Here is an 18,613-nt window from a genome sequence, read left to right as displayed (position 1 = left end):
CCAAATCGCTGAACCATCGAGCGCGTTAACCCAGACGCAGGAGTTAGTACTGTAACTACTCCCCCAGAATGGCACTGGCTGCTACGCCATAAATCTGCACTGACTGAGCCTGATGCAGTGCAAGCGCGGCGGCTTCCAGTAAGGTCCTGTCGAGTAATTTAGCAGTGACCTGCAGCGCCTGGACGGATTCATTGACCACATTGTCAATCTCATCGCCGCTGTGCTCGACAGACTGTCCTTGTCGGAGATCGAGTGCCAGCGCCATTTTGAATTCGTTATAGCCCTTACACCCTAGCGTTCGACACAGACGTGTGACGCTAGCCTCGCTGGTGCCGCTTTCACGCGCCTGTTCGGTAATCGTCAGTTAGACCACTTTTGCCGGATCGCTGAGTACAAACTCGCCTAGCTTCTGTTGTGTTCGGCTGTATCCATCAACGCTCTGCCGCAATCTCAGCAGCAGGTTTTCATTTTCAGACATGCAAAATCCTTAATGCGTTTATCTGTTGATAGTGTGGCGGAAAGCAGGGGAGAGATGCCAGACATTTTAAAAAAGTATGATCGGCTTCCTGGATTTTGATGATAATTTTCATTTATAAAAATTAATATGGTAAAAATTTTCATCAACAATCGAGGAGATGAAAAAATGATGCAAATGTTTAGCGGCGCCTCATCCGGAGGATGGTTTGAAATAGCGCAGCGGTTTGGCAAATCCTTCATGCTGCCGATTGCGGTATTGCCCGCAGCAGGGCTGTTGTTAGGGATTGGTGGCGCGTTGTCCAATCCAAACACATTGACGGCTTATCCGTTTTTAGATGTCGACTGGCTGCAGGCCATCTTCACGATCATGACCAGCGCAGGTTCCATTGTGTTTGCCAATCTGTCGGTACTCTTTGCGGTCGGTGTCGCCGTGGGGCTGGCGAAAACAGATAAAGGCACTGCCGGGCTTGCGGCATTGCTGGCATTTCTGGTGATGAACGCCACCATCAACGCCTTATTAACGCTCAACGGAACGCTGGCGCAAGAGAACCCCGGTGCTGTTGGCCAGGGGATGACGCTTGGTATTCAGACGCTGGAAACGGGCGTGTTTGGTGGTGTGGTGATGGGTCTTGTCACCTGCGCGTTGCATAGCCGTTTCAATAAAGTCTCACTACCTCAGTTCCTCGGTTTTTTTAGCGGTTCGCGTTTTGTACCGATTATCAGCTCCCTTGCCGCGATTGTAGTGGGTGCGGTTATGACGGTGGTGTGGCCGCATTTCCAGAAACTCATTTTTGGACTGGGCGGTCTGGTGGATGCGACGGGCTATCTGGGGACGCTATTGTACGGCTTCATCCTGCGTATGCTTGGCCCACTGGGTTTACACCATATCTTTTATTTGCCGTTCTGGACGACGGCGCTGGGCGGCAGCGAAATCGTCAACGGCCAGTTGGTGGAAGGTACGCAGCGGATTTTCTTTGCCCAACTTGCCGATCCGAATACGCAGCAGTTCTATGCGGGTACCGCGCGCTTTATGTCCGGTCGCTTTATCACCATGATGTTTGGTCTGCTTGGCGCATGTCTGGCGATGTACCACACCGCAAAGCCGGAGAACAGAAAGGTTGTCGCCGGACTGCTTCTGTCGGCCGCCCTGACCTCTTTCCTGACGGGAATCACTGAGCCTATTGAGTTCTCCTTCCTGTTTGTCGCGCCTGTGTTATATGTCATTCACGCCTTCTTCGATGGTCTGGCGTTTATGATCGCCCATATTTTACATATCACGATTGGGCAAACCTTTTCAGGTGGGCTTATCGATTTCCTCCTCTTCGGCGTGTTACAGGGAGAAGCTAAAACCAACTGGATGTATGTCCCCATGGTGGGAATACCGTGGTTCTTCCTCTACTACTTCACTTTCCGCTATTTGATCACCCGCTTTGGCTGGCTGACGCCGGGCCGTGAAAACGCAGCCCCGGTTGAATCCGGCTTGTTTCAAAGTGAACGCGCAGTGGCAGTCATCGCTGGGCTGGGAGGCAAAGAGAATTTGGAAGAGGTGGACTGTTGCGCCACGCGCTTACGCGTGACGGTGAAAGAGAGCAGCAAAGTAGATGAAGCGGCGCTGAAAGCGACCGGAGCCCGTGGCGTGATTATTCGCGGCAACGGTGTTCAGGTGATTTATGGCCCGCATGTCACCATCATTAAAAACGAAGTCGAAGAGATGTTATCGTCATGAAAACTGTACTGGATCCCCTGAAAGGTAAATTAATCGTCTCCTGTCAGGCGCTGGAAAATGAGCCTCTACACAGTCCGTTTATTATGTCTCGTATGGCGCTGGCGGCAGCACAAGGCGGTGCGGCAGGTATCCGTGCGAACAGCGTGGTGGACATTCGTGCTATCAAAGAGTGCGTCTCCCTGCCGGTGATTGGGATTATCAAACGCGATTACCCTGGCAGTGAGGTATTTATCACGGCCACTCTCCAGGAAGTGGATGAGCTGATGACCGTTGAGCCGGAAATTATTGCTCTGGATGCCACTGCGCGGTCGCGCCCCGGTGGGCAGACGCTGGAAGAGTTGGTCACGCAGATCCGTGCTCGCTACCCGTCCGTACTACTGATGGCGGATATAGCCACCGTAGACGAGGCGGTGACAGCCGAGCGTCTGGGTTTTGACTGTGTGGGCACTACGCTTTACGGCTATACCGCAGAAACCGCCGGGCATGTGCTGGTGGAAAATGACTGCGGATTCTTACGTGAAGTGTTGGCTGCGGTCAGCGTTCCGGTTGTGGCGGAAGGGAACGTCGATACCCCGGAACGCGCCGCACGCTGCCTGGCATTAGGCGCTCACACCGTGGTGGTTGGCGGGGCAATCACTCGTCCGCAACAGATAACGGCACGCTTTATCGCGGCGATCGCCTCGTAAAGCACCGATGGGGCATGATACTTTGGTGGGGATCTGCGATAATTATCGTTTATCCCCATATTGAGAGCGCTATGCAGTACCCGATTAACGAGATGTTCCAGACCCTGCAAGGTGAGGGTTACTTTACCGGCGTCCCCGCCATTTTTATTCGTTTACAGGGATGCCCGGTTGGCTGTGCCTGGTGCGATACCAAACACACCTGGGATAAGCTTGAGGATCGGGAAGTCTCCCTGTACAGCATCCTGGCGAAAACCAAAGAGAGTGATAAATGGGGCGCGGCAAGCAGTGAAGATCTGCTGGCGGTGATTGGCCGACAAGGCTACACCGCGCGTCATGTGGTGATCACCGGCGGTGAACCGTGTATTCATGACCTGATGCCCCTCACAGATTTGCTGGAAAAGAACGGTTTTAGCTGCCAGATAGAAACCAGCGGTACACACGAAGTGCGCTGCACGCCAAATACCTGGGTGACCGTGTCTCCGAAGGTGAACATGCGCGGTGGTTATGACGTTCTGTCTCAGGCGCTGGAACGCGCGAATGAGATTAAACATCCGGTCGGGCGCGTGCGTGACATTGAAGCGCTGGACGAACTGCTCGCCACGCTGAGCGACGACAAACCGCGGGTGATTGCGCTGCAACCTATCAGCCAGAAAGAGGATGCCACACGCCTGTGCATTGATACCTGTATCGCGCGCAACTGGCGCCTGTCGATGCAGACGCACAAGTATCTGAATATTGCCTGATAAAAAGCCCGGTGCGTTAGCTTACCGGGCTTTTCTGTTAACCGGATAAGAGGCGTTACGTCGCTATCCGGCAAGACGAAATACTCACTCGCCGCGATAGACACAGCCCGCCGTACAGGTCTCTTTCACCATCACCGCGCTCAGCAGAGGAACTACCGGTTTGACCTGATCCCAAATCCATTTCGCCAGTACTTCGCTGGTCGGGTTTTCCAGACCGGGAATATCGTTCAGGTAGTAATGATCAAGCCTGTCATACGTCGGCTTAAATGCGGCTTTTAACTCGGCAAAATCCATGATCCAACCGGTATGCGGGCAGACTTCACCGGTAATTTCAAGACGCACCATAAATGAGTGACCATGCAGGCGGCCACATTTATGCCCTTCCGGTACGTGTGGCAGGCGGTGAGCGGCTTCGAAGGTGAAATCTTTAAACAAGGTGGTGGACATTATTGACTCTCAAGAATGCAAAAAACGCCGTAGGGTACCGTAAAGTACAATTTTTAGCATTAGTTAAAAGGGCGCTGAGCAGCAGAATGCCACATATAGATGGCAAATATTAAATAATCATTTATATATCATGTGGTTATTTAATCGTTTTTGTCGTTAATAACTATAGCTAAAACAGGTTAGTTCATTTGGTTATTTGTTATTTCCATCCCTTCTTTAATTGTTACTATCACCGCCGTTACCCTTATCTTCAGTTTGGGTTTTATTGCTTAAATCCGCTTTGCTTACTGGAACATAACGACGCATGACGACACAGGCCCCACCTTCCGCTTTGCTTCCGCTGAACCCGGAGCAGCTGGCACGCCTCCAGGCGGCCACCACCGATCTTACGCCCACGCAGCTTGCATGGGTTTCTGGCTATTTCTGGGGTACGCTGAATCAGCAACCTGGCGCAGCCGTTGCAACACCCGCTCCCGTGGCGGAAATGCCGGGCATCACGCTAATCTCTGCATCACAAACGGGCAATGCGCGTCGTGTGGCGGAAGCGCTGCGTGATGATCTGTTGGCAGCAAAACTCAGCGTCACGCTGGTTAACGCAGGCGACTACAAATTCAAACAAATCGCCAATGAAAAGTTGCTGGTTATCGTCACGTCTACGCAGGGAGAAGGCGAACCCCCGGAAGAAGCGGTCGCGCTGCATAAGTTCCTGTTCTCTAAAAAAGCGCCCAAGCTCGAAAACACCGCCTTTGCCATTTTTGGTCTGGGTGACACGTCATATGAATTTTTCTGCCAGTCGGGCAAAGATTTTGACAGCAAGCTGGCGGAACTCGGCGGTGAGCGTTTGTTGGATCGCGTTGACGCCGATGTGGAATACCAGGCCGCCGCCGCCGAATGGCGTGCTCGTGTGGTTGAGGTGTTGAAATCACGAGCGCCGGTTGCGACACCGGCTCAGGCGGTTGCCAGCGGAGCGGTAAATGAGATCCACACCAGCCCGTATACCAAAGAAGCGCCGCTGAGCGCCACGTTGTCCGTGAATCAAAAAATCACCGGACGCGATTCAGAGAAAGATGTTCGCCATATTGAAATCGATCTCGGTGATTCGGGTCTGCGCTACCAGCCTGGCGATGCGCTGGGTGTCTGGTATCAAAACGATCCGGCGCTGGTGAAAGAAATCGTAGAACTGGTCTGGCTGAAAGGCGATGAGCCCGTTACGGTCAATGGCAAATCTCTCCCGCTGTCCGAAGCGCTACAGTGGCATGTTGAACTGACCGTAAATACCGCCAATATCGTTGAAAACTATGCCACCTTAACGCGCAGTGAATCGTTGTTGCCGCTGGTCGGCGATAAGGCACAGTTGCAGCATTACGCCACCACGACGCCTGTTGTCGATATGCTGCGCTTCTCGCCCGCACAACTGGATGCACAAGCGTTAGTCGATCTGTTGCGTCCGTTAACGCCGCGTCTGTACTCCATTGCGTCTTCACAGGCCGAAGTGGAGAGCGAAGTGCACATCACCGTGGGGGCGGTGCGTTATGAAGTGGAAGGCCGCGCGCGTGCCGGTGGCGCATCCAGCTTCCTCGCCGATCGCGTCGAAGAAGATGGCGAAGTGCGTGTGTTCATCGAACATAACGATAACTTCCGTCTGCCGACGAATCCTGAAACCCCGGTGATCATGATTGGTCCGGGGACAGGCATCGCGCCGTTCCGCGCTTTCATGCAGCAGCGCGCTGCCGAGGGAGCATCAGGCAAGAACTGGCTGTTCTTTGGCAACCCGCACTTTACCGAAGATTTCCTCTATCAGGTGGAATGGCAGCGTTACGTCAAAGAAGGCGTACTGAGCCGCATCGATCTGGCCTGGTCACGAGACCAAAAAGAAAAAGTCTACGTACAAGACAAACTGCGCGAACAGGGCGCAGAACTGTGGCGCTGGATCAATGACGGTGCCCACGTTTATGTCTGCGGCGACGCCAATCGCATGGCGAAGGACGTTGAGCAGGCATTGCTGGACGTGATTGCTGAATTCGGCGCGATGGACGCGGAATCAGCGGATGAATTTTTAAGTGAGCTGCGCGTTGAGCGCCGTTATCAGCGAGATGTCTACTAATGAGCGAAAAACATCCAGGGCCCCTGGTGGTCGAAGGTAAACTGACCGACGCCGAGCGTATGAAGCTGGAAAGCAACTATCTGCGCGGCACCATTGCTGAAGATTTAAATGACGGTCTCACCGGCGGTTTTAAAGGTGACAACTTCCTGCTGATCCGTTTTCACGGGATGTACCAGCAGGATGACCGTGATATCCGTGCCGAGCGTGCAGAGCAGAAGCTGGAGCCGCGTCACGCGATGTTACTTCGCTGTCGTCTGCCGGGGGGCGTTATCACCACCAAACAGTGGCAGGCGATTGATAAGTTTGCCCATGACAACACCCTTTACGGCAGTATTCGCCTGACCAACCGCCAGACGTTTCAGTTTCACGGGATTCTGAAGAAGAACGTGAAGCCGGTGCACCAGATGCTGCACTCCGTGGGGTTGGACGCGCTGGCGACAGCCAATGATATGAACCGTAACGTGCTGTGCACCTCGAACCCGTATGAGTCCGAGCTGCATGCCGAAGCCTACGAGTGGGCAAAGAAGATCTCCGAGCACCTGCTGCCGCGCACGCGCGCTTATGCGGAGATTTGGCTCGATCAGGAAAAAGTCGCGACCACGGACGAGGAGCCGATCCTCGGTCAGACTTATCTGCCGCGTAAGTTTAAAACCACGGTCGTGATCCCACCGCAGAACGACATCGATCTGCACGCCAACGACATGAACTTCGTGGCGATTGCCGAAAACGGCAAGCTGATTGGCTTTAACCTGCTGGTGGGTGGCGGTCTTTCTATCGAGCACGGTAACAAGAAAACCTATGCCCGTACGGCCAGCGAATTTGGCTATCTGCCGCTCGAGCACACGCTGGCCGTGGCGGAGGCGGTGGTCACCACCCAGCGCGACTGGGGAAACCGTACCGATCGTAAAAATGCGAAAACCAAATACACGCTGGAACGCGTAGGGGTTGAGACGTTCAAAGCGGAAGTGGAACGTCGTGCAGGCATTAAATTTGAGCCGATTCGTCCGTATGAATTCACCGGGCGCGGCGATCGGATTGGCTGGGTGAAAGGCATCGACAATAAATGGCATCTGACGCTGTTTATCGAAAATGGCCGTATTCTCGATTATCCGGGACGTCCGCTGAAAACGGGTCTGCTGGAGATTTCGAAAATCCATAAAGGCGAGTTCCGTATTACTGCGAATCAGAATCTGATCATCGCTGGCGTACCGGAAAGCCAGAAAGCGAAGATAGAGAAGATCGCGCAAGAGAGCGGTCTGATGAACACCGTGACGCCACAGCGTGAAAACTCCATGGCCTGCGTGTCGTTCCCGACCTGTCCGCTGGCGATGGCGGAGGCCGAACGTTTCCTGCCGACGTTTATCGACAAGATTGATGGTCTGATGGCGAAGCATAACGTGAGCGATGAACACATCGTTATGCGTGTAACAGGCTGCCCGAACGGCTGCGGTCGCGCGATGCTGGCGGAAGTCGGTCTGGTCGGGAAAGCGCCTGGCCGCTATAACCTGCATCTCGGCGGTAACCGAATCGGCACGCGTATCCCGCGGATGTTTAAAGAGAATATCACCGAACCAGAAATACTCGACTCGCTGGACGAACTGATTGGGCGCTGGGCGAAAGAGCGCGAAGCGGGTGAAGGCTTCGGCGACTTTACGGTGCGTGCGGGCATTATTCGCCCGGTGCTCGATCCCGCACGGGATTTCTGGGAATAACCCATCCTTTGCCCGGTGGCGCTGCGCTTACCGGGCCTACGGGTTTTGTAGGCCGGGCAAACGCAGTGCCACCCGGCAAAACAGGCAAACGAGGTTCTTATGTCCGTACTCGATCTAAACGCGCTTAATGCATTGCCGAAGGTAGAGCGCGTGATGGCGCTGGCTGAAACCAACAGCCAACTGGAAAAACGTGACGCTGAGGAGCGTGTGGCGTGGGCGCTGGATAATTTGCCTGGCGAATACATCCTCTCATCAAGCTTTGGGATTCAGGCGGCAGTCAGCCTGCATCTGGTCAATCAGATCCGCCCGGATATCCCGGTGATCCTGACCGATACCGGCTATCTGTTCCCGGAAACTTACCAGTTTATTGATGAGTTAACGGACAAACTCAGGTTGAACCTGAAGGTCTACCGGGCGAATGAAAGCCCCGCCTGGCAGGAAGCGCGCTACGGTAAGCTGTGGGAGCAGGGCGTTGAAGGCATTGAGAAATACAATGAGATCAACAAAGTCGAACCGATGAACCGGGCGTTGCAGGAACTGAACGCGCAAACCTGGTTTGCAGGACTGCGGCGCGAACAGTCCGGCAGCCGTGCGCATCTGCCCGTGCTGGCTATCCAGCGTGGGGTCTTTAAAGTGCTGCCGATTATCGACTGGGATAACCGCACGGTTTATCAATACCTGCAAAAGCACGGGCTGAAATACCATCCGCTGTGGGATCAGGGCTATCTTTCCGTCGGCGATACGCACACCACGCGGAAATGGGAACCCGGCATGGCAGAAGAAGAGACCCGCTTCTTTGGCCTGAAGCGTGAGTGCGGATTGCACGAAGGGTGAAACAAACCACCCTCCGGCAGTCTGAGAGTATGGCCAGATAAGGGCATTGCCTTATCCGGCCTAATGATTAGCTCGCTTTCGCTAATTCTTTTACGAGCGGCAGCATAATGCGCATTACGTCGCGGTTGCGATGTTCAATGCGTCCGGGCAGGGCTTTATCAATGTGCTGTTGATTATCCAGACGTACATCGTGCCAGCTATTTCCCGCCGGGAAAGAGGCGGTTTTGGCGCGCTGTTGGTAACCATCTTTCTTGCCAAGATTCCAGTTCGTTGCCTCAACGGATAGCACCGAAATTCCCGCTTTATCGAAAACCTCTGCGTCATTGCAGCAACCGGTGCCTTTGGGATAGTCCTTATTCAGGCCTGGATTAGTGGTGGCGGTAATGCCATGATGACGCGCAATCGCTAATGCCCGGTCGCGGGTTAATTTACGCACCGCTTCCGGCGTGCTCTGCCCGCTATTAAAATACAGTTTGTCGCCGACGATCAGGTTATCGAGATTTATCACCAGCAGCGTGTTTTTCTTCTCCGCCGCGCTCATGCGCTTCAGCAGGTTTTCAGCCCCCAGTTTTCCCTCTTCCTCGCCGCTGGTGGCAATAAAGCGAATACCGTATTCCGTCGGCACATCTTTCAGGCGTTCTGCCAGTTCGAGCATAACGCCCAGACCAGCGGCGTTGTCATCCACCCCTTGCAGAGTGAGCCCGCCAAGATTCGCGTCAGTGTCGGCATCACTTTGCGGCGCGTAGGTATCCAGGTGCGCCATGATAATAATCTGCTGCGGGGCTTTGCCTTCGTGGGCGGCAATAACGGTACTGCCGGTGACGTTATGCCAGTTTTTGCGGTTATTTTTGGCGGTATAAATATAGCGACTGTTGAACGTGCGGATATCACTGCGATAGCCCATCTGCTCAAACTGCTGGCGTAAATAGTCGGCAGATAACATTTCTGCCGGCGAGCCGGTCATCCTTCCCGGGAAAACGGTCGCAATATGACGGGTCTGCATTGTTGCAAATTCGCCCGGTTTTGGCGATGACGCCTGAGCGGGGACAATAAAGCATACGCCGAGCGCCAGGAGGGCGGAAAGACGGCGCGTTGCGGAAAACATAGTGAATCCTTAATAGCCAGCGGGGGAGCCCTGAATACAAAGCAAAAATTTCAACCCATCTAGTATGAAACGGTGACTTCGCTAAAACAATTTCATTTGCTCTTAAATGCCCGAATTCCGGTGGGTTAAGCACTTTTTGATATTTGCTTTGCCAGATCGTTATTCCTTTGAGGAACTACTCATTCCAATTCGTAATTTCATTCGTTCTCTTGCGCTCCCTATAGTCGGGTTATCTGACGCGCTCGACATTCGCGGTATTGTAAAGGAACGGTTATGGACCAAAAACGACTCACCCACCTGCGACAGCTGGAGGCCGAAAGCATCCACATCATTCGCGAGGTGGCAGCAGAATTTTCGAACCCGGTGATGCTGTACTCCATCGGTAAAGATTCCAGCGTCATGCTGCATCTTGCCCGTAAGGCGTTCTACCCGGGATCGCTGCCGTTCCCGCTGCTGCATGTCGATACCGGCTGGAAGTTCCGCGAGATGTATGAATTCCGCGATCGTACTGCCAAAGCGTACGGCTGCGAGCTGCTGGTACATAAAAATCCGGAAGGTGTGGCGATGGGTATCAATCCCTTTGTCCACGGCAGCGCCAAACACACTGACATTATGAAAACCGAAGGGTTGAAGCAGGCGCTGAACAAATACGGTTTTGATGCCGCCTTTGGCGGTGCGCGCCGCGATGAAGAAAAATCGCGGGCGAAAGAGCGCATTTACTCCTTCCGCGACCGCTTTCATCGCTGGGACCCGAAAAACCAGCGTCCTGAACTGTGGCACAACTACAACGGGCAGATTAACAAAGGCGAAAGTATTCGCGTCTTCCCGCTGTCCAACTGGACGGAACAGGATATCTGGCAGTACATCTGGCTGGAAAACATCGAGATCGTCCCGCTGTATCTGGCGGCGGAGCGCCCGGTGCTGGAGCGCGACGGCATGTTGATGATGATTGATGACGATCGCATCGACCTGCAGCCTGGCGAAATGATCAAAAAACGGATGGTGCGTTTCCGTACCCTCGGCTGCTGGCCGCTGACCGGCGCCGTCGAGTCAAACGCACAAACGCTGCCGGAAATTATTGAAGAGATGCTGGTCTCGACCACCAGTGAACGTCAGGGCCGCGTGATTGACCGCGACCAGGCGGGCTCTATGGAGCTGAAGAAACGTCAGGGGTATTTCTAAGGAGCCGCCATGAACACCACACTTGCCCAACAAATCGCTAATGAAGGCGGCGTCGAAGCCTGGATGGTTGCCCAACAACATAAAAGTCTGCTGCGTTTTTTAACCTGCGGTAGCGTGGATGACGGCAAAAGCACCCTGATCGGTCGCCTGTTGCACGACACGCGGCAGATTTATGAGGATCAGCTTTCATCGTTGCATAACGACAGCAAACGTCACGGTACGCAGGGTGAAAAACTGGATCTGGCGTTGCTGGTGGATGGGCTGCAGGCCGAGCGTGAGCAGGGGATTACCATCGACGTGGCGTATCGTTATTTCTCCACTGAGAAGCGCAAATTTATCATTGCCGATACCCCTGGGCATGAGCAATACACCCGCAATATGGCGACCGGCGCGTCTACCTGCGATCTGGCGATCCTGCTGATCGACGCCCGTAAAGGCGTGCTGGATCAGACGCGTCGTCACAGCTTTATTTCTACACTGCTGGGGATCAAACACCTGGTGGTGGCGATCAACAAAATGGATCTGGTCGATTACAGCGAAGAAACCTTTGCGCGTATTCGTGAAGATTATCTGACCTTTGCCGAACAGTTGCCGGGGAATCTGGATATCCGCTTTGTCCCGCTCTCCGCGCTGGAGGGTGACAACGTCGCCTCCCAGAGCGTCAGCATGCCGTGGTACAGCGGCCCGACCTTACTTGAAGTGCTGGAGACGGTTGAGATCCAGCGCGTGGTCGACAGTCAGCCAATGCGCTTCCCGGTGCAGTACGTAAACCGTCCAAACCTCGATTTCCGCGGTTATTCCGGCACGCTGGCTTCCGGGCGCGTCAAGGTAGGGCAGCGCGTGAAAGTGCTGCCGTCCGGTGTGGAATCCAGCGTGGCGCGGATCGTCACCTTTGATGGCGATCTGGACGAAGCCTTTGCCGGGGAAGCCATTACCCTCGTCCTGAAAGACGAGATTGATATCAGCCGTGGCGATCTGCTGCTGGCGGCGGAGGAGAGTTTACCTGCCGTACAGAGCGCCGCCGTTGACGTCGTCTGGATGGCGGAACAGCCACTGGCACCGGGGCAGAGTTACGAAATCAAAATCGCTGGTAAAAAGACCCGTGCGCGCGTTGATCATGTTCAGTATCAGGTAGATATAAACAATCTGACGCAGCGTGAGGTAGACACTCTGCCGCTGAACGGTATTGGCCTGGTGAATCTGACCTTTGATGAGCCGCTGGTGCTGGATACCTATCAGCAAAACCCGGTGACCGGCGGGCTGATCTTTATCGATCGTCTGAGCAATGTCACCGTCGGTGCCGGTATGGTCCGCGAACCGATTGTGCAGGAGACCGCTACGCCATCAGAATTCAGCGCCTTTGAGCTGGAACTGAATGCGCTGGTACGTCGTCACTTCCCGCACTGGGGTGCTCGCGATCTGCTGGGAGGAAAATAATGGCGCTGCATGACGAAAACGTCGTCTGGCATGCTCATCCCGTCACGCCGCAACAGCGTGAGCAACACCACGGTCATCGTGGTGTTGTGCTGTGGTTTACCGGGCTGTCCGGGTCCGGTAAGTCGACCGTCGCCGGGGCGCTGGAAGAGGCGCTGCATCAACTGGGCGTCAGTACCTATTTGCTGGATGGCGATAACGTTCGCCACGGCCTGTGCAGCGATCTGGGGTTCAGTGATGCCGACCGAAAAGAGAACATCCGTCGCGTGGGCGAAGTCGCAAACCTGATGGTGGATGCGGGATTGGTGGTACTGACGGCGTTTATTTCTCCGCACCGTGCAGAGCGGCAAATGGTGCGCGAACGCGTCGGTGAGGGGCGCTTTATTGAAGTGTTCGTGGATACGCCACTGGAAATCTGTGAAGTCCGCGATCCAAAAGGATTATACAAAAAAGCGCGGGCTGGCGAATTGCGCAACTTCACCGGAATTGATTCCGTTTACGAAGCGCCTGAATCGCCAGAGGTTCATCTCAATGGCGAACAATTAGTAACAAATTTGGTCGCCCAATTATTAGACCTGCTCAGACAGAGCGATATTATCAGATCCTGAGACACCTGACCGCTGTGTACGGTCAGTCAAGGTTACAGGATTCACTATGCGTAATAGCCAGAACATCACACTCACAACGACAGACGCGTTTGCTACAGATGACGAAACCACCTGGTCGCTACCGGGCGCGGTGGTGGGTTTCGCGTCATGGCTGCTGGCGTTGGGGATCCCCTTTCTGGTGTATGGCCCTAACACGTTGTTTTTCTTCATCTACACCTGGCCTTTCTTCCTGGCGTTGATGCCCGTTGCGGTGGTTGTGGGTATCGCGCTGCATTCCCTGCTCAACGGCAAATTGCGCTACAGCATTGTTGCAACGCTGCTGACCGTTTGCGCAATGTTCGGCGCACTGTTTATGTGGTTGCTGGGCTAAAGCGCGACGGCTGTCCATAATTCAAACCGTAACTAACAATGAGATGATGTTCTCAGGGTTCTGGGTATACGTTATAAAGGGCAATTGTGGTACATTTGCCCGCGTTGTTGCGGCTTTCCCGTCTGCAAACGTCGTGTTGTTTGCGGAAGTATGGGAGGATGATGCCGTTTTTCAGGGGGCAGGATGGGTAAACTAACGCTGCTGTTGCTGGCTTTACTGGTCTGGCTACAGTATTCACTGTGGTTCGGTAAGAACGGCATACATGATTACAGTCGCGTCAATGATGACGTGGCGGCGCAGCAGGCGACGAACGCCAAACTTAAAGCACGTAACGATCAGCTGTTTGCCGAAATTGACGATCTCAATGGCGGTCAGGAGGCTATCGAGGAGCGTGCACGCAACGAACTCAGCATGACTAAGCCGGGCGAAACGTTTTATCGCCTGGTGCCCGACGCGTCTAAACGCGCGCAAACTGCGGGGCAAAATACTCGTTAAACCAGCCCAGGAAATCACATGGCAGCCACTTTATTGGATGTTTGCGCCGTGGTGCCGGCGGCCGGATTTGGCCGCCGTATGCAAACGGAATGTCCGAAGCAATATCTCTCGATCGGCAATAAAACCATTCTCGAACACTCGGTCTTTGCGCTGCTGGCGCATCCCCGGGTGACCCGCGTGATCATCGCGATAAGCCCTGGCGACAGCCGCTTTGCCCAGCTCCCTCTGGCGCAGCATCCGCAAATTACCGTCGTGGACGGGGGAAATGAACGTGCAGACTCTGTGCTGGCCGGATTGCAGGCCGCCGGAGACGCCGAATGGGTGCTGGTGCATGATGCGGCGCGTCCCTGCTTACATCAGGATGATTTAGCACGTCTGCTGGCGCTTAGCGAAACCAGTCGTACTGGCGGGATCCTTGCCGCACCGGTGCGCGACACGATGAAACGCGCAGAGCCGGGCAAAACCGCCATCGCCCATACGGTCGAACGTAACGATTTATGGCACGCGCTGACGCCGCAATTTTTCCCTCGCGAGCTGCTGCATGACTGCCTGACACGCGCACTGAATGAAGGGGCGACGATCACCGATGAAGCCTCGGCGCTGGAATATTGCGGCTTCCATCCACAGCTTGTTGAAGGACGGGCTGATAATATCAAAGTAACCCGTCCGGAAGATTTAGCGCTGGCTGAATTTTACCTGACCCAAATAATTCACCAGGAGAAAGCATAATGCGAATCGGACACGGTTTTGACGTACACGCCTTTGGCGGGGAAGGCCCCATTATCGTTGGTGGTGTGCGTATTCCCTATGAAAAGGGGCTGCTGGCGCATTCTGATGGCGATGTCGCGCTGCATGCGCTCACCGACGCGCTGCTTGGCGCGGCGGCACTGGGTGACATTGGCAAGCTGTTTCCGGATACCGATCCGGCGTTTAAAGGCGCAGACAGCCGTGAGCTGTTGCGTGAAGCCTGGCGTCGGATCCAGGCAAAAGGATACACCCTGGGCAACGTCGATGTGACCATTATTGCTCAGGCGCCGAAGATGCTGCCGCACATCCCACAAATGCGTGTGTTTATTGCTGAAGACCTCGGTTGTCACATGGATGATGTGAACGTGAAGGCCACCACCACGGAAAAACTCGGTTTTACCGGGCGTGGGGAAGGGATTGCCTGCGAAGCGGTGGCGTTACTCATTAAGGCCGCGAAATGACAGAGTTTGAAAATCTCACGTATCTCCACGGTAAGCCGCAAGGCTTCGGTCTGCTGAAAGCCAGTCCGGAAGATTTTGTGGTGGTCGAAGATTTAGGTTTCGAACCCGATGGCGAAGGTGAACACATTCTGGTGCGTATTCTTAAAAACGGCTGCAACACCCGTTTTGTGGCTGACGCGCTGGCGAAGTTTCTGAAAATTCATGCCCGTGAAGTGAGTTTTGCCGGGCAAAAGGATAAGCATGCGGTCACCGAACAGTGGCTGTGCGCGCGCGTACCAGGCAAAGAGATGCCCGACCTGAGCGCTTTCCAGCTTGAAGGTTGCAAGGTGCTGGAATATGCGCGTCACAAACGCAAGCTACGTTTAGGCGCGCTGAAAGGCAATGCGTTCACGCTGGTGCTACGGGAAATCAGTCATCGTGATGAAGTGGAATCCCGTCTGCAAGCGATAAACGCTGGCGGCGTACCGAACTATTTCGGCGCTCAGCGTTTTGGTATCGGCGGCAGCAATCTGCAAGGTGCGCTGCGCTGGGCGCAAAGCGATGCACCGGTCAGGGATCGCAATAAACGCAGTTTTTGGTTGTCGGCGGCCCGCAGTGCGTTGTTTAATCAAATTGTCAGCGAGCGTCTGAAAAAAACAGACTTTAATCAAGTTGTTGACGGCGATGCGCTACAATTAGCGGGACGCGGAAGCTGGTTTGTCGCCACGCAAGAAGAACGGGCGGAATTACAGCATCGTGTCGATGAAAAAGAACTGATGGTGACGGCTTCGCTTCCCGGCAGCGGCGAGTGGGGAACCCAGCGGGATGCGCTGGCGTTCGAACAGTCCGCGATTGCCGAGGAGACCGCGTTGCAGTCGCTGCTGCTGCGTGAAAAAGTTGAGGCGTCGCGAAGAGCGATGCTGCTCTATCCGCAGCAATTAAGCTGGAACTGGTGGGATGATGTCACCGTCGAGTTACGTTTTTGGCTGCCGGCGGGGAGCTTCGCCACCAGCGTTGTGAGGGAACTGATCAACACAATGGGTGATTATGCGCATATTGCTGAGTAACGATGATGGGGTCCACGCGCCCGGTATACAAACGCTGGCGAAAGCCCTGCGGGAGTTTGCTGATGTACAGGTCGTCGCCCCGGATCGGAACCGCAGTGGTGCGTCAAATTCGCTGACGCTGGAATCCTCTCTCCGGACGTTTACTTTCGAGAACGGCGATATCGCCGTGCAGATGGGCACACCCACTGACTGCGTATACTTGGGCGTCAATGCACTCATGCGCCCGCGTCCGGACATCGTGGTCTCGGGAATTAATGCCGGCCCCAACCTGGGGGATGACGTTATCTATTCCGGCACCGTCGCGGCGGCAATGGAAGGGCGACATCTTGGCTTTCCGGCGCTCGCCGTGTCGTTAGACGGGCACCAGCATTATGAGACCGCAGCGGCCATCACCTGTCGGATCTTACGCGCCCTGCGGCGTGAACCGCTGCGTACCGGGCGGATCCTCAATATCAACGTGCCCGATTTACCGTTGGAGCAGATCAAAGGCATTCGCGTGACGCGTTGCGGCAGTCGTCATCCCGCAGACAAAGTGATCCCACAGGAAGATCCGCGCGGCAACACGCTGTACTGGATTGGCCCACCGGGCGACAAATGCGACGCCGGGCCTGATACCGATTTTGCGGCAGTGGACGACGGTTACGTGTCCATTACGCCGTTGCATGTAGATTTAACCGCGCACAGCGCGCATGATGTGGTTTCCGACTGGTTAGAGAGCGTGGGAGTTGGCACGCAATGGTAAGCAGACGCGTACAAACGCTTCTTGATCAACTGCGCGCACAGGGGATTCGCGATGAGCAGGTGCTTAATGCCCTGGCCGCGGTGCCGCGTGAGAAATTTATTGATGAAGCGTTTGAACATAAAGCCTGGGACAATATCGCGTTGCCGATAGGTCAGGGGCAGACGATTTCGCAGCCGTACATGGTGGCGCGAATGACCGAACTCCTCGAACTGACGCCGCAGTCGCGTGTGCTGGAAATTGGCACGGGTTCCGGGTATCAGACGGCGATACTGGCGCACCTGGTACAGCAGGTTTGTTCCGTCGAACGTATTAAAAGTTTGCAATGGCAGGCGCGTCGCCGTCTGAAACAACTCGATTTACACAATGTTTCAACTCGTCACGGTGATGGCTGGCAAGGCTGGCAGGCACGCGCGCCATTTGACGCTATTATTGTGACGGCAGCACCTCCGGAAATCCCGACCGCGTTGATGACGCAACTGGATGAAGGTGGCATTCTCGTCTTGCCCGTGGGTGACGAGCATCAGTTTCTGAAACGGGTGCGTCGTCGGGGCGGCGAATTTATTATCGACACCGTGGAGGCGGTACGTTTTGTTCCCTTAGTTAAAGGGGAACTCGCGTAAAAAGCGGTTCCGAATACCTGGAATTTTCCTGGAGTTTTTGGAACTGGTCAGCGTATCGTGGTCACATTTTCCAGTGCCCATTTGCTGTCTGCACGATTATACGTCACTGGTTGTTAACCAATTTTTCCTGGGGGATAAATGAGCGCGGGAAGCCCAAAATTCACCGTTAGCCGCATTGCGGCACTGTCACTGGTTTCGCTATGGCTGGCGGGTTGTTCAAATTCATCGAATCCACCTGCGCCGGTAAGTTCCGTCAATGGTAATGCTCCGACGAATACCAGTTCTGGCATGCTGATTACGCCGCCGCCGAAGATGGGGACGACGACGTCCGCTCCGCAGACACCGCAAATTCAACCGGTGCAACGTCCGACGACACAACCGACGCATGTTCAGCCCGTCGCCGAGCAACCCGTGCAGATGGAAAACGGACGTATTGTCTACAATCGCCAGTATGGGAATATTCCGAAAGGTAGCTACAGCGGTGGCAGTACGTACACCGTTAAAAAAGGCGATACGCTTTTTTATATCGCCTGGATCACCGGGAACGATTTTCGTGACCTGGCGCAACGCAACAACGTTCAGGCCCCGTATGCTCTGAATGTCGGACAAACGCTGCAGGTGGGTAACGCATCGGGTGCGCCAATTACCGGCGGTAATGCGATAACTCAGGCCGACGCGGCAGAGCAAGGAGTTGTGACCAGACCTGCACAAAATTCCGCCATCGCTGTTGCGTCGAAACCGACAATTACGTATTCTGAGGATTCAGGTGAACAAAGTGCTAACAAAATGTTGCCGAACAACAAGCCTGCTGGGACTGTGGTCACAGCACCTGTAACGGCTCCAGCAGTTAGCGCAACCGAATCGACAGCAAGCAGTTCGTCTACCAGTTCGCCAATCTCCACATGGCGCTGGCCGACTGACGGCAAAGTGATCGAGAACTTTGGGGCTTCCGAGGGGGGCAATAAAGGGATCGACATTGCAGGCAGTAAGGGACAGGCTATTATCGCGACCGCCGATGGGCGCGTGGTCTATGCTGGTAACGCACTGCGCGGTTACGGTAATCTTATTATCATC

General features: G+C 54.6%; 19 protein-coding genes and 1 pseudogene. 17 read left to right on the top strand and 3 right to left on the bottom strand.

The annotated features are described in order from the left end of the window. Window positions 1-58: 58 nt before the first annotated feature. A pseudogene (locus AB7E14_RS06575) lies at window positions 59-478 on the bottom strand (MurR/RpiR family transcriptional regulator); the annotation flags it as partial. A 165-nt stretch (window positions 479-643) separates the two neighbouring features. On the opposite strand from AB7E14_RS06575, the gene AB7E14_RS06570 reads away from it, so the two are divergent. The 3 genes from AB7E14_RS06570 to queE all read left to right on the top strand — a co-directional run bounded on the left by AB7E14_RS06570 (window position 644) and on the right by queE (window position 3,632). Continuing rightward, window positions 644-2,203, top strand: coding sequence for a maltose/glucose-specific PTS transporter subunit IIC (locus tag AB7E14_RS06570; protein ID WP_428169408.1), 1,560 nt, complete (start codon window positions 644-646; stop codon window positions 2,201-2,203). Next, window positions 2,200-2,889 (top strand): N-acetylmannosamine-6-phosphate 2-epimerase, encoded by a 690-nt coding sequence (locus AB7E14_RS06565; protein ID WP_316962024.1) that lies wholly within the window; start codon window positions 2,200-2,202, stop codon window positions 2,887-2,889. Before AB7E14_RS06570 ends, AB7E14_RS06565 begins: the two co-directional genes overlap by 4 nt. Window positions 2,890-2,960: 71 nt before the next feature. Then, window positions 2,961-3,632 carry a 7-carboxy-7-deazaguanine synthase QueE gene (gene queE / locus AB7E14_RS06560; protein ID WP_042999521.1) on the top strand — a complete coding sequence of 224 codons (672 nt, stop codon included), beginning with the start codon at window positions 2,961-2,963 and terminating at the stop codon, window positions 3,630-3,632. 84 nt (window positions 3,633-3,716) lie between these two features. Here the strand turns inward: queE and queD are convergent, their stop codons facing one another. Further along, window positions 3,717-4,079 (bottom strand): 6-carboxytetrahydropterin synthase QueD, encoded by a 363-nt coding sequence (queD, locus tag AB7E14_RS06555; protein ID WP_042999531.1) that lies wholly within the window; start codon window positions 4,077-4,079, stop codon window positions 3,717-3,719. Window positions 4,080-4,383: 304 nt separating this feature from the next. Here queD and cysJ point away from each other — a divergent pair, with 304 nt between their 5' ends. The 3 genes from cysJ (at window position 4,384) to cysH (ending at window position 8,729) form a co-directional block, all read left to right on the top strand. Next, a complete protein-coding gene (gene cysJ, locus AB7E14_RS06550; protein WP_316962023.1) occupies window positions 4,384-6,183 on the top strand; it encodes an NADPH-dependent assimilatory sulfite reductase flavoprotein subunit in 1,800 nt (599 codons plus the stop codon). Next, window positions 6,183-7,895: an assimilatory sulfite reductase (NADPH) hemoprotein subunit gene (gene cysI, locus AB7E14_RS06545; protein WP_058587031.1), complete on the top strand. Its 1,713-nt coding sequence runs from the start codon at window positions 6,183-6,185 to the stop codon at window positions 7,893-7,895. Before cysJ ends, cysI begins: the two co-directional genes overlap by 1 nt. A gap of 99 nt (window positions 7,896-7,994) precedes the next feature. After that, window positions 7,995-8,729 (top strand): phosphoadenosine phosphosulfate reductase, encoded by a 735-nt coding sequence (gene cysH, locus AB7E14_RS06540; protein WP_316962022.1) that lies wholly within the window; start codon window positions 7,995-7,997, stop codon window positions 8,727-8,729. A gap of 67 nt (window positions 8,730-8,796) precedes the next feature. Here cysH and AB7E14_RS06535 read toward each other — a convergent pair whose 3' ends face one another. Further along, window positions 8,797-9,834, bottom strand: a complete 1,038-nt coding sequence (locus tag AB7E14_RS06535; RefSeq protein ID WP_058587029.1) for an aminopeptidase — start codon at window positions 9,832-9,834, stop codon at window positions 8,797-8,799. 273 nt (window positions 9,835-10,107) lie between these two features. Here AB7E14_RS06535 and cysD point away from each other — a divergent pair, with 273 nt between their 5' ends. The 11 genes from cysD to nlpD form a co-directional block, all read left to right on the top strand. Continuing rightward, complete coding sequence (cysD, locus tag AB7E14_RS06530; RefSeq protein ID WP_042322572.1) at window positions 10,108-11,016, top strand: sulfate adenylyltransferase subunit CysD; 909 nt, start codon at window positions 10,108-10,110, stop codon at window positions 11,014-11,016. A gap of 9 nt (window positions 11,017-11,025) precedes the next feature. Next, the gene (cysN, locus tag AB7E14_RS06525) at window positions 11,026-12,453 is read left to right on the top strand and encodes a sulfate adenylyltransferase subunit CysN (protein WP_042999536.1); all 1,428 of its coding nucleotides are present in this window, start codon (window positions 11,026-11,028) and stop codon (window positions 12,451-12,453) included. Continuing rightward, the gene (cysC, locus tag AB7E14_RS06520) at window positions 12,453-13,058 is read left to right on the top strand and encodes an adenylyl-sulfate kinase (RefSeq protein ID WP_058587028.1); all 606 of its coding nucleotides are present in this window, start codon (window positions 12,453-12,455) and stop codon (window positions 13,056-13,058) included. Before cysN ends, cysC begins: the two co-directional genes overlap by 1 nt. A gap of 46 nt (window positions 13,059-13,104) precedes the next feature. Beyond that, window positions 13,105-13,428 carry a DUF3561 family protein gene (locus tag AB7E14_RS06515; RefSeq protein ID WP_042999538.1) on the top strand — a complete coding sequence of 108 codons (324 nt, stop codon included), beginning with the start codon at window positions 13,105-13,107 and terminating at the stop codon, window positions 13,426-13,428. A gap of 183 nt (window positions 13,429-13,611) precedes the next feature. Continuing rightward, complete coding sequence (gene ftsB / locus AB7E14_RS06510) at window positions 13,612-13,923, top strand: cell division protein FtsB (RefSeq protein ID WP_042288707.1); 312 nt, start codon at window positions 13,612-13,614, stop codon at window positions 13,921-13,923. 18 nt (window positions 13,924-13,941) lie between these two features. Further along, window positions 13,942-14,652, top strand: a complete 711-nt coding sequence (gene ispD, locus AB7E14_RS06505) for a 2-C-methyl-D-erythritol 4-phosphate cytidylyltransferase (protein WP_044329180.1) — start codon at window positions 13,942-13,944, stop codon at window positions 14,650-14,652. Then, entirely contained in the window at window positions 14,652-15,131 is a 480-nt protein-coding gene (gene ispF, locus AB7E14_RS06500) for a 2-C-methyl-D-erythritol 2,4-cyclodiphosphate synthase (protein WP_042999540.1), read from the top strand. The genes ispD and ispF overlap by 1 nt, the downstream gene beginning before the upstream one ends. Further along, on the top strand, window positions 15,128-16,177 hold the full coding sequence (gene truD, locus AB7E14_RS06495; protein ID WP_044268948.1) for a tRNA pseudouridine(13) synthase TruD: 1,050 nt from the start codon (window positions 15,128-15,130) through the stop codon (window positions 16,175-16,177). The genes ispF and truD overlap by 4 nt, the downstream gene beginning before the upstream one ends. Beyond that, window positions 16,158-16,919, top strand: coding sequence for a 5'/3'-nucleotidase SurE (gene surE / locus AB7E14_RS06490; protein ID WP_042999542.1), 762 nt, complete (start codon window positions 16,158-16,160; stop codon window positions 16,917-16,919). Before truD ends, surE begins: the two co-directional genes overlap by 20 nt. Further along, on the top strand, window positions 16,913-17,539 hold the full coding sequence (gene pcm, locus AB7E14_RS06485; RefSeq protein WP_042999543.1) for a protein-L-isoaspartate O-methyltransferase: 627 nt from the start codon (window positions 16,913-16,915) through the stop codon (window positions 17,537-17,539). Before surE ends, pcm begins: the two co-directional genes overlap by 7 nt. A gap of 189 nt (window positions 17,540-17,728) precedes the next feature. Continuing rightward, window positions 17,729-18,613 (top strand): murein hydrolase activator NlpD (gene nlpD / locus AB7E14_RS06480; RefSeq protein WP_428169409.1); only part of this gene is annotated, 885 nt, incomplete at its 3' end.

Origin of the sequence: Citrobacter sp., from assembly GCF_050252275.1 — a bacterium.
Classification (GTDB): Bacteria; Pseudomonadota; Gammaproteobacteria; order Enterobacterales; family Enterobacteriaceae; genus Citrobacter_A; species Citrobacter_A amalonaticus.
Note: the sequence above shows the minus strand (reverse complement) of the source record. Positions and strands in the feature narration are given on the sequence as shown.

Coding starts and splice junctions, on each gene's coding strand:
- ispF (WP_042999540.1), top strand. CDS start 14,652: ATGCGAATCGGACACGGTTTTGACGTACACGCCTTTGGCGGGGAAGGC.
- cysI (WP_058587031.1), top strand. CDS start 6,183: ATGAGCGAAAAACATCCAGGGCCCCTGGTGGTCGAAGGTAAACTGACC.
- pcm (WP_042999543.1), top strand. CDS start 16,913: ATGGTAAGCAGACGCGTACAAACGCTTCTTGATCAACTGCGCGCACAG.
- AB7E14_RS06535 (WP_058587029.1), bottom strand. CDS start 9,834: ATGTTTTCCGCAACGCGCCGTCTTTCCGCCCTCCTGGCGCTCGGCGTA.
- cysJ (WP_316962023.1), top strand. CDS start 4,384: ATGACGACACAGGCCCCACCTTCCGCTTTGCTTCCGCTGAACCCGGAG.
- ispD (WP_044329180.1), top strand. CDS start 13,942: ATGGCAGCCACTTTATTGGATGTTTGCGCCGTGGTGCCGGCGGCCGGA.
- surE (WP_042999542.1), top strand. CDS start 16,158: ATGCGCATATTGCTGAGTAACGATGATGGGGTCCACGCGCCCGGTATA.
- cysN (WP_042999536.1), top strand. CDS start 11,026: ATGAACACCACACTTGCCCAACAAATCGCTAATGAAGGCGGCGTCGAA.
- queD (WP_042999531.1), bottom strand. CDS start 4,079: ATGTCCACCACCTTGTTTAAAGATTTCACCTTCGAAGCCGCTCACCGC.
- cysC (WP_058587028.1), top strand. CDS start 12,453: ATGGCGCTGCATGACGAAAACGTCGTCTGGCATGCTCATCCCGTCACG.
- AB7E14_RS06570 (WP_428169408.1), top strand. CDS start 644: ATGATGCAAATGTTTAGCGGCGCCTCATCCGGAGGATGGTTTGAAATA.
- cysH (WP_316962022.1), top strand. CDS start 7,995: ATGTCCGTACTCGATCTAAACGCGCTTAATGCATTGCCGAAGGTAGAG.
- ftsB (WP_042288707.1), top strand. CDS start 13,612: ATGGGTAAACTAACGCTGCTGTTGCTGGCTTTACTGGTCTGGCTACAG.
- AB7E14_RS06565 (WP_316962024.1), top strand. CDS start 2,200: ATGAAAACTGTACTGGATCCCCTGAAAGGTAAATTAATCGTCTCCTGT.
- AB7E14_RS06515 (WP_042999538.1), top strand. CDS start 13,105: ATGCGTAATAGCCAGAACATCACACTCACAACGACAGACGCGTTTGCT.
- queE (WP_042999521.1), top strand. CDS start 2,961: ATGCAGTACCCGATTAACGAGATGTTCCAGACCCTGCAAGGTGAGGGT.
- cysD (WP_042322572.1), top strand. CDS start 10,108: ATGGACCAAAAACGACTCACCCACCTGCGACAGCTGGAGGCCGAAAGC.
- truD (WP_044268948.1), top strand. CDS start 15,128: ATGACAGAGTTTGAAAATCTCACGTATCTCCACGGTAAGCCGCAAGGC.